This window comes from Burkholderia sp. KCJ3K979, assembly GCF_016759955.1.
Taxonomy (GTDB): Bacteria; Pseudomonadota; Gammaproteobacteria; order Burkholderiales; family Burkholderiaceae; genus Burkholderia; species Burkholderia orbicola.
This window is the reverse complement of the sequence record NZ_JACFYV010000249.1, coordinates 1-9,049: the sequence shown is the minus strand read 5'-3', so window position 1 is coordinate 9,049 and position 9,049 is coordinate 1. Positions and strand designations below refer to the sequence as shown.

General features: G+C 67.7%; 8 protein-coding genes. 3 read left to right on the top strand and 5 right to left on the bottom strand.

Annotation, left to right across the window (positions count from 1 at the left end):
* A partial coding sequence (locus tag H3O04_RS31180; RefSeq protein WP_202589148.1) for a sigma-54 interaction domain-containing protein occupies nt 1–1,137 on the bottom strand: 1,137 nt, incomplete at its 3' end.
* Nucleotides 1,138–1,390: 253 nt separating this feature from the next.
* On the opposite strand from H3O04_RS31180, the gene H3O04_RS31175 reads away from it, so the two are divergent.
* Genes H3O04_RS31175 through H3O04_RS31165 form a run of 3 tightly spaced genes read left to right on the top strand, consistent with a single transcriptional unit; the run spans nt 1,391 to nt 4,799 of the window.
* Nucleotides 1,391–2,275 (top strand): MBL fold metallo-hydrolase, encoded by an 885-nt coding sequence (locus H3O04_RS31175; protein ID WP_202589147.1) that lies wholly within the window; start codon nt 1,391–1,393, stop codon nt 2,273–2,275.
* Nucleotides 2,276–2,303: 28 nt separating this feature from the next.
* The gene (locus tag H3O04_RS31170) at nt 2,304–3,974 is read left to right on the top strand and encodes a bifunctional protein tyrosine phosphatase family protein/NAD(P)/FAD-dependent oxidoreductase (RefSeq protein ID WP_202589146.1); all 1,671 of its coding nucleotides are present in this window, start codon (nt 2,304–2,306) and stop codon (nt 3,972–3,974) included.
* Nucleotides 3,975–3,992: 18 nt separating this feature from the next.
* On the top strand, nt 3,993–4,799 hold the full coding sequence (locus H3O04_RS31165; protein ID WP_006475949.1) for a sulfite exporter TauE/SafE family protein: 807 nt from the start codon (nt 3,993–3,995) through the stop codon (nt 4,797–4,799).
* Between the two features lie 104 nt (nt 4,800–4,903).
* On the opposite strand, the gene H3O04_RS31160 is transcribed toward H3O04_RS31165, so the two are convergent.
* The 4 genes from H3O04_RS31160 to H3O04_RS31145 form a co-directional block, all read right to left on the bottom strand.
* Nucleotides 4,904–5,725, bottom strand: a complete 822-nt coding sequence (locus H3O04_RS31160; protein WP_006475948.1) for an ABC transporter permease subunit — start codon at nt 5,723–5,725, stop codon at nt 4,904–4,906.
* Nucleotides 5,722–6,648, bottom strand: coding sequence for an ABC transporter permease subunit (locus H3O04_RS31155; protein ID WP_006475947.1), 927 nt, complete (start codon nt 6,646–6,648; stop codon nt 5,722–5,724). Before H3O04_RS31155 ends, H3O04_RS31160 begins: the two co-directional genes overlap by 4 nt.
* Nucleotides 6,645–7,805, bottom strand: coding sequence for an ABC transporter ATP-binding protein (locus H3O04_RS31150; protein WP_006475946.1), 1,161 nt, complete (start codon nt 7,803–7,805; stop codon nt 6,645–6,647). The genes H3O04_RS31155 and H3O04_RS31150 overlap by 4 nt, the downstream gene beginning before the upstream one ends.
* 86 nt (nt 7,806–7,891) lie before the next feature.
* Nucleotides 7,892–8,986, bottom strand: a complete 1,095-nt coding sequence (locus tag H3O04_RS31145; protein ID WP_124477826.1) for a polyamine ABC transporter substrate-binding protein — start codon at nt 8,984–8,986, stop codon at nt 7,892–7,894.
* Between the last annotated feature and the right edge of the window lie 63 nt (nt 8,987–9,049).

Sequence of the window (9,049 nt, the reverse complement as noted above, 5' to 3'; positions counted from 1 at the left end):
TTCGAGCACGTTGCGCAGCTCGCGGATGTTGCCGGGCCACGCATACGCATCGAGGCACGCACGCGCGCGCTCGGTCAGCGTGAATGGCCGTGCATTCGCGTCGCCCGCGTTGCCGCGCGCGTTTGCGATCCGCCGCAGGATCGATTCGGCCAGCAGCGCGACGTCGCCCTGCCGTTCGCGCAGCGCCGGCAGCGGAATCGGAAACGCGTTTATCCGGTAGTAAAGATCCTGCCGGAACCGGCCGTCGTCGATCATCTCGCGCAGCGGCTTGTGCGTGGCCGCGACCAGCCGGAAATCGGCGCGCAGCGCTTCGACGCCGCCGACGCGCCGGAACGTGCCCGATTCGATCAGCCGCAGCAGCTTCACCTGCATCGGCAGCGGCACGTCGCCGATCTCGTCGAGAAACAGCGTGCCGCCCTGCGCGGTTTCGACGAGGCCCGGCTTGCGCTGGTTCGCGCCCGTGAACGCGCCTTTCTCGTAGCCGAACAGTTCGCTCTCGAACAGCGTCTCGGCGATCCCCGAGCAATCGACGACGACGAACGGCCCCATCGCGCGGTCGCTCGCCTCGTGCAGCGCGCGGGCGAACAACTCCTTGCCGGTGCCCGATTCACCGAGCAGCAACACCGGCAGCGTCGACGGCGCCACGCGCTGCAGCGCGCCGAGCGCCGCGTTGAACGCATCGGAGCCGCCGACGAGCCCTTCCGCGCTCGGCTGCGCCGATGCGCTGCGCACGGTCGTCAGCCGCTCGACGTACGCGATCACGTTGCCGTGTGCATCGAAGATCGGCCGCAGCTCGACGTCGACATGCTCGGGGCCGCGCGGCGTGTGATGGATGTGCAGCACGCGGTTCAGCCCGCGCGACTCGAGCGCCTGCTTCATCGGGCAATGCTCGCCGGCCTGGTCGCACGGCACGTCGTAGTGATGCGACACCTGGAAACAGTGCCGGCCCACGTGCTCGACGCCGGCCACGCCGAACTGGCGCCGGTACGCATCGTTCGCCGCGAGGATGCGGTAGTCGGGGTCGACCACGATCATCGGCTGCGGGTCCTGCTCGAGATACGCGACGAGTGCGTGGACGTCCGGCATCGCGTCGCGGCGCGGAACAGGGACGATCGGGATGGTGTCGTGCGGATTCATGCGGCGGCTCGCTCGGCGAAGGGGCGCCCGGACGGACTGCCAGGCTGGCTGCCAATTCTGCCACGACACTGCCAGCTGTGGCAGTCCCCGTCTGCCGCCGGATGTCGCCGCCACATCATCAGGGCCGCCGACGCCCCGAAAACCCGTGCTGAATCAAGCCCCTGCCACATCGGCGGATGCTGCGCCGCAGACTGGCACGCTTCTTGAAGTAAAGGTCCCGATTGCAGATGCAGAACCCGATCGAGGACACTCCGTGAGCAACGCCCCCGCCCTGTCGGTCGAAGGTTTTTTCGACCCGGCGACCCACACCGTCAGCTATCTGCTGCTCGATACCGCGAGCCGCGCATGCGCGCTGATCGACAGCGTGCTCGACTACGACCCGAAATCCGGCCGCACGCGCACCGCGAGCGCCGACCGGCTGATCGCGCGCGTCGCCGAACTCGGCGCGACCGTGCACTGGCTGCTGGAGACGCATGTGCATGCCGACCACCTGTCGGCTGCGCCCTACCTGAAAGCACGGGTCGGCGGCCAGATCGCGATCGGTTCGCACGTGCGCCGCGTGCAGCACGTGTTCGGCACGCTGTTCAACGCAGGGCCGGGCTTTGCGGAAGACGGCCGCCAGTTCGACCGGCTCGTCGACGACGGCGACACGCTCGCGCTCGGCGCGCTGACGATCCGCGCGCTGCACACGCCGGGCCACACGCCCGCGTGCATGACCTACTGCGTGGACGACGCGACGCAGCGCGCGGCGTTCGTCGGCGACACGCTGTTCATGCCCGACTACGGCACGGCCCGCTGCGACTTCCCCGGCGGCGATGCGCGCACGCTGTACCGTTCGATCGCGCGGGTGCTCGCGCTGCCGCCCGACACGCGACTGTACCTGTGCCACGACTACCAGCCGGGTGGCCGCGACGTGCAGTTCGTGACGACCGTCGCCGAGCAGCGCCGCGCGAACGTGCACGTGAAGGACGGCGTGAGCGAGGACGATTTCGTCGCGATGCGCACCGCGCGCGACGCGACGCTCGACATGCCCGTGCTGATGCTGCCGTCCGTGCAGGTCAACATGCGCGCCGGCCACCTGCCCGAGCCCGAGGACAACGGCGTGCGCTACCTGAAGATTCCGCTCGACGCGATCTGAGCGCCTGCACCCCACCGAGAACCCCGACATGACCACCATCCGCAAGCTGACCGACACGCTGTCGGTCTCGCCGCAGATCGCGGCCGCCGACCTGCCCGCGCTTCATGCGGCGGGCATCCGCGCGATCATCTCCAACCGGCCCGACGGCGAAGGCGCCGACCAGCCGACCGTCACCGAGATCCGCGCGGCCGCCGCGCCGCTCGGTATCGACGTGCATTACCTGCCGGTCGATACCGGCAAGGTGACCGACGACCAGGCTGCGCAGTTCGGCGCGCTCGTCGCGTCGCTCGACGGGCCTGTGCTCGCGTACTGCCGCAGCGGCACGCGCTCGGCCACGCTGTGGGCGCTGTCGCAGGCGGGGCTGCATCCGCTGGACGACCTCGTCGCCACCGCCGGCGCGGCCGGCTACGACCTGAGCGCGCTTGCATCGCGTGTCACGCAAAACAGCCACCACACGGCGCCGGCCGTCGACGCACGACACGACATCGTGATCGTCGGCGCGGGTGCCGCCGGCATCGCGGTCGCGTCGAGCCTGCTCGCGCGCGACGCGTCGCTCGACATCGCGGTGATCGATCCCGCCGACGTCCACTATTACCAGCCCGGCTGGACGATGGTCGGCGCGGGCGTGTTCCAGCCCGGCACCACCGCGCGGCCGATGACCGACGTGCTGCCGCGCAGCGTGCACCGCATCCGGGCCGCCGTCGCGGGCTTCGAGCCCGACGCGCACGTCGTGGTGCTCGACGGCTGCCGGCGCATCGGTTATCGCAAGCTCGTCGTGTGCCCGGGGCTCAAGCTCGACTGGCACGCGATCGACGGCCTCGCCGACACGCTCGGCCGCAACGGCGTCACGTCGAACTATCGCTACGATCTCGCGCCGTACACGTGGGAGCTCGTGCGCGCGTTCCGCGGCGGCAATGCGCTCTTCACGCAGCCGCCGATGCCGATCAAGTGCGCGGGCGCGCCGCAAAAGGCGATGTACCTGTCGTGCGATCACTGGCGGCGCACGGGGCGCCTCGACGCCGCGAACGTCGAATTCCTGAATGCGGGCGGCGCGTTGTTCGGCGTCGCCGATTACGTACCCGCGCTGATGGAGTACGTGGAAAGCTACGACATCGCGCTGTCGTTCGGCCACAACCTCGTCGCGATCGACGGGCCCGCGCGCCGTGCGACGTTCTCGCACGCGCTGCCCAACGGCGGCAAGGAAACCGTCGAGCGGTCGTTCGACATGATCCACGTCGTGCCGCCGCAGAAGGCGCCCGATTTCGTGCGTGCGAGCCCGCTCGCCGACGCGGCCGGCTGGATCGACGTCGATCCGGCGACGCTGCGCCACAAGCAGTTCGAGGACATCTACGCGCTCGGCGACGTCACCAACACGACCAATGCGAAAACGGCCGCGGCTGCCCGCAAGCAGGCGCCCGTCGTCGCGCACAACCTGCTCGCATCGCTCGGCCGCGCGTACGGCGACGCCGCCTACGACGGCTACGGCTCGTGCCCGCTCACCGTCGAGCGCGGCAAGATCGTGCTCGCCGAATTCCTGTACGGCGGCAAGGTCGCGCCGACCTTCCCCGCGTGGCTCATCGACGGCAAACGCCCGTCGCGGCTCGCGTGGCTGCTCAAGGAGCGCGTGCTGCCGCCGCTCTACTGGAAGGCGATGCTCAAGGGCCGCGAATGGCTCGCGAAGCCCGCGATCGCCCGTTGACCGGAGCACGATGACGTCATGCTGATTTCCCTCGTACTCGGCGGCTTCGTCGGCGCCGTGCTCGGTTTGACCGGCGCCGGCGGCGGCATTCTCGCGGTGCCCGCGCTCGTCGTCGGGATGAGCTGGCCGATGCAGCAGGCCACGCCGGTCGCGCTCGTCGCGGTGGCGGGCAGCGCCGCGCTCGGCGCGCTCGAAGGTTTTCGCCGCGGGCTCGTGCGCTACCGCGCGGCGCTGCTGATGGCCGTGGCCGGCGTGCCGCTGACCACGCTCGGCGTGCGGCTCGCGCACGTGCTGCCGCAGCGCCTGCTGCTCACGCTGTTCGCGCTGACGATGCTGGTCGTCGCCGCTCGCCTGCTGCGACAGGCACTGCGGCGGCAGGCGGCCGATACGGACGCGTCGCCGCTATGCGTCGGCCGCGTGAATCCCGATACGGGCCGGCTCGTGTGGTCGTGGCCCGTGGGCATCGCGCTGGCGTCGACCGGCGCGGTCACGGGCTTGATGACGGGGTTGCTCGGCGTCGGCGGCGGCTTCGTGATCGTGCCGATGCTGCGCAAGTTCACGAACGTGTCGATGCATGGCGTGGTCGCGACGTCGCTGATGGTGATCGCGCTGGTCGGCACCGGCGGCGTGCTTGCAACGCTCGTGTCGGGCACGCGCGCGCCGCTCGACGTGACGCTGTGGTTCACCGTCGCGACCGCGCTCGGCATGGCCGCCGGCCGCGGTGCGTCGCGCCACCTCGCCGCACGCCATGTGCAGGCCGGTTTCGCGGCCGTGCTCGTGTGTGTCGCGCTCGGCTTGCTGGCCAAGGCGGCGTTCGGCGCATGAACGACGGCGACGCGCCGGCGATCGTTACGCGCCGCCAAAACAAAACGCCCGGGCCGACTCGTCGTCGGCACCGGGCGTTTTTCATGATGGCCGCAATCGGCGTGTCAGGCCGCGAACCCCGCCAGCCGCTTGCGCTCCTGACGCAGCATCACGAAGTTCGCGATCACGACGCCGGCCGTCACCGCGATGATGAACAGCGTCGCGAGCGCGTTCATCTCCGGGTTCAGGCCGAGGCGCACGCGCGAGAACACGACGAGCGGCAGCGTCGTCGAGCCGGGGCCCGACAGGAACGCCGACAGCACGAGATCGTCGATCGACAGCGTGAACGACAGCAGCCAGCCCGCGATCAGCGCCTGCGAGATCAGCGGCAGCGTGATCGTGAAGAACACCTTCAGCGGCGTCGCGCCGAGATCGAGCGCGGCTTCTTCCAGCGACGGGTTCAGCTCGCGCACGCGCGACTGCACGATGATCGCGACGTACGAGATGCACAGCATCACGTGGCCGAGCCAGATCGTGAACACGCCGCGCTCGGCCGGCCAGCCGATCCACTTCGCCAGCTCGATGAACAGCAGCAGCAGCGAGATCCCCTGGATCACCTCGGGAATCACGAGCGGCGCGTTGATCATCCCGCTGAACAGTGCGAAGCCGCGAAAGCGCCCCATCCGCGCGAGCACGAAGCCGGCCCACGTGCCGATGAACACCGACGCGAACGCGGTCAGCACGCCGATCTTCAGCGACAGCCACGCGGCCGTCAGCAGCTCGTCGTCCTCGACGAGCGCCGCGTACCAGCGGAACGAGAAGCCCGACCACACGGTGACGAGCTTCGACTCGTTGAACGAATAGACGATCAGGCTGATGATCGGGATGTACAGGAACGCAAAGCCGACGAACAGCGCCGCGAACTGCAGGTAGCGATTCGGCTTCATCGACGGCCTCCCTGTTCCTTCGCCTGGAAGTGCTGGAACATCGCCATCGGCACGAGCAGCAGCAGCACCATCGCGCAGGTCACGGCAGACGCCATCGGCCAGTCCGCGTTGTTGAAGAACTCGTTCCACATCACGCGGCCGATCATCAGCGTATTCGCGCCGCCGAGCAGCTCCGGAATCACGTACTCGCCGACCGCCGGGATGAACACCAGCAGGCTACCCGCGATGATGCCGTTCTTCGACAGCGGCAGCGTGATCTGCACGAACGCCTTCCACGGCTTCGCGCCGAGGTCGTAAGCGGCTTCGAGCAGGCGCAGGTCCATCTTCACGAGGTGCGCATAGAGCGGCATCACGAGGAACGGCAGGTACGAATACACCATCCCGATGTACACCGCGTAATTCGTGCGGTACAGCTCGATCGGCGTATGCGTGAGCCCGATCCACATCAGGAAGTTGTTCAGGAGCCCGTTGTTCTTCAGGATGCCGATCCACGCATATACGCGGATCAGGAACGACGTCCAGAACGGCAGCATCACGCCCATCATCAGCAGGTTGCGGGTGGCCGGGTTCGAGCGTGCGATGTAGTACGCCATCGGGTAGCCGAGCAGCAAGCACAGCAACGTCGTGATCGCGGCGACCCACACCGAGTTTACGTAGGTCGCGAAATACAGGCTGTCCGTGAACAGGAACGCGTAGTGCGACAGGTTCAGCGCGATGTGCACGACGCCGTCCGCGTACGACGCGAGCTCCGTATACGGCGGGATACCGAGCTGCAGCTCCGCGAAGCTGATCTTCACGACCAGCACGAACGGCACGAGGAAGAACAGCACGAGCCACGTGAACGGCCCGGCCACGACCGCCGTGGCGCCCGTCAGGTTGAAGCGCCGCACCGGCCACTCGAGCAGGGACTTGAACGCGTTCATGACGTCAGCACCACGCCGGCGGTCGCGCTCCAGCGCACGTAGATCTCGTCGCCGAGCGCCGGCGTGTCGAGTTCGGAAATCGCGAGGCTCGACACGTTCGCGATCACCGTCTTGCCGCCGTCGAGCCTCACGTGATACAGCGAATAGCCGCCCATGTACGCGACGTTGCTGATCCGGCCGCGCGCCCAGTTGAACGCGCCTTCGGGCGGCTTGCGCGTGAGCGCGATCCGCTCGGGGCGCACCGACACGGTAACCGGCATCCCGAGCGGGCCCGAGATCCCGTGGCTCACGTACAGCCGGCTCGGCAGTTCCGGCGATTCGATGTACACGTGATCGGGCTCGTCCTCGACCGTCACGCCGTCGAACAGGTTCGTCGAGCCGATGAATTCGGCCGAGAAGCGGCTGTTCGGGTATTCGTACACTTCGTTCGGCGAGCCGATCTGCACGATCTGGCCTTCGCTCATCACCGCCAGGCGGTTCGCCATCGTCATCGCCTCTTCCTGGTCGTGCGTGACCATGATGCAGGTGACGCCGACCTTGTTCAGGATGTTGACGAGCTCGATCTGCGTGCGCTGGCGAATCTGCTTGTCGAGCGCGGACATCGGCTCGTCGAGCAGCAGCAGCTTCGGGCGCTTGACCAGCGAGCGGGCCAACGCAACACGCTGCTGCTGGCCGCCGGAGAGTTGATGCGGCTTGCGCTTCGCGTACTTGCCCATCTGCACGAGTTCGAGCGCGGATGCGACGCGCGCCTTCAGCTCGGCCTTCGGCGTGCCTTCCTGCTTCAGCCCGAACGCGACGTTCGACTCGACCGACATGTGCGGGAACAGCGCATACGACTGGAACATCATGTTCACGGGCCGCTTGTACGGCGGCATCTGCGCGAGGTCCTCGCCGTCGATCAGGATCTTGCCCGACGTGACCGTCTCGAGGCCCGCGAGCATCCGCAGCAACGTCGACTTGCCGCAGCCCGAGCTGCCAAGCAGCGCGAACAGCTCGCCCTGGCGCACGGTCAGGTTGACGCTGCGCACGGCTTCGGTGTCGCCGAATTTCTTGACGACGTCGACGATCTGGACAAAGTTCTCGGCGCGCGCATCGGCGCCGGAGGAGGAAACGGAGAACGGCGCGCCCGCGACCGGCGCGCCCGACTGGCTATTCATGATGTGCTGCTTCTCTCCTGCGTTAGACGAACAAAGCCCCCGGGGGCACCAGGGGCTTCATGACTGCTGATTCACTTCGGCTCGCGTCAGCGGCCCGACTTCAGCTCGGTCCACAGACGCGTCTGCAGACGCTGGATTTCGGGCGGCAGCGGCTTGAGCAGGAACAGCGTCTTCACGACGTCGGCCGGCGGGTAGACGGCCGGATCGTTCGCGACGTCGGGCCGCACGTACTTGCGTGCCTCGGCGTTGGCGCTCGGGTAGTACACCGCGTTGGTGATCGCCGCGTGCACCTTCGGATCCTCGATGTAGTTGATCCACTGCAGCGCGGCTTCCTTGTTCTTCGCATCCTTCGGGATCGCCATCACGTCGAACCACACCGGCGCGCCGCCCTTCGGAATGTAGTACTCGATCTTGTACGGCTTCTTCGCCTCGATCGCGCGATGCTTCGCGATCACGACGTCGCCCGACCAGCCGAACGCGAAGCAGATGTCGCCGCCGACCAGGTCGTTGATGTAGCCCGACGAGTTGAATTGCGTGATGTATGGACGGATCTTCTTCAGCACGTCCATCGCGGCCTTGTAGTCGGCCGGGTTCGTGCTCATCGGGTCCTTGCCGATGTAGTGCAGCGCCGCCGCGAACATCTGGTCGGGCGCGTCGAGCACCGACACGCCGCAGGTCTTCAGCTTCGCGAGGTTTTCCGGCTTGAACAGGATGTCCCAGTTGTCGAGCGGCACCTTGCCGAGCGCCTGCTGCGCCTTCGTCAGGTTGTACGCGAGGCCGGTCGTGCCGTACGCCCAGGGCACCGAGTACTTGTTGCCCGGGTCCGCGCCGGCGACGAGCGCCATCAGTTGCGGATCGAGATACTTGAGGTTCGGCAGCTTCGACTTGTCGAGCGGCGCGAAGATGCCGGCGGCGATCTGCTTGCCCGCGTAGTTGCTGGTCGGCACGACGATGTCGTAGCCCGAGCTGCCCGTCAGCAGCTTCGCCTGCAGCGTGTCGTCGCTGTCGTAGTTGTCGTAGCGGACCTTGACGCCCGCCTGCTTCTCGAAGTTCGGGATCGTGTCCTTCGCAATGTAGTCCGACCAGTTATAGATATTGAGCTGCGTATCCTTCGCCGCCGCCGCCGACGCACCCACGCACAGCGCGAGCGCTGCGAACCGGCCCACTACCTTTGCTTTCATCCCGTTCTCCCTCCGGCCGGACACGTTGCCCGGCTGCCGTCTGCCTCGTCATGGCGGCGCATT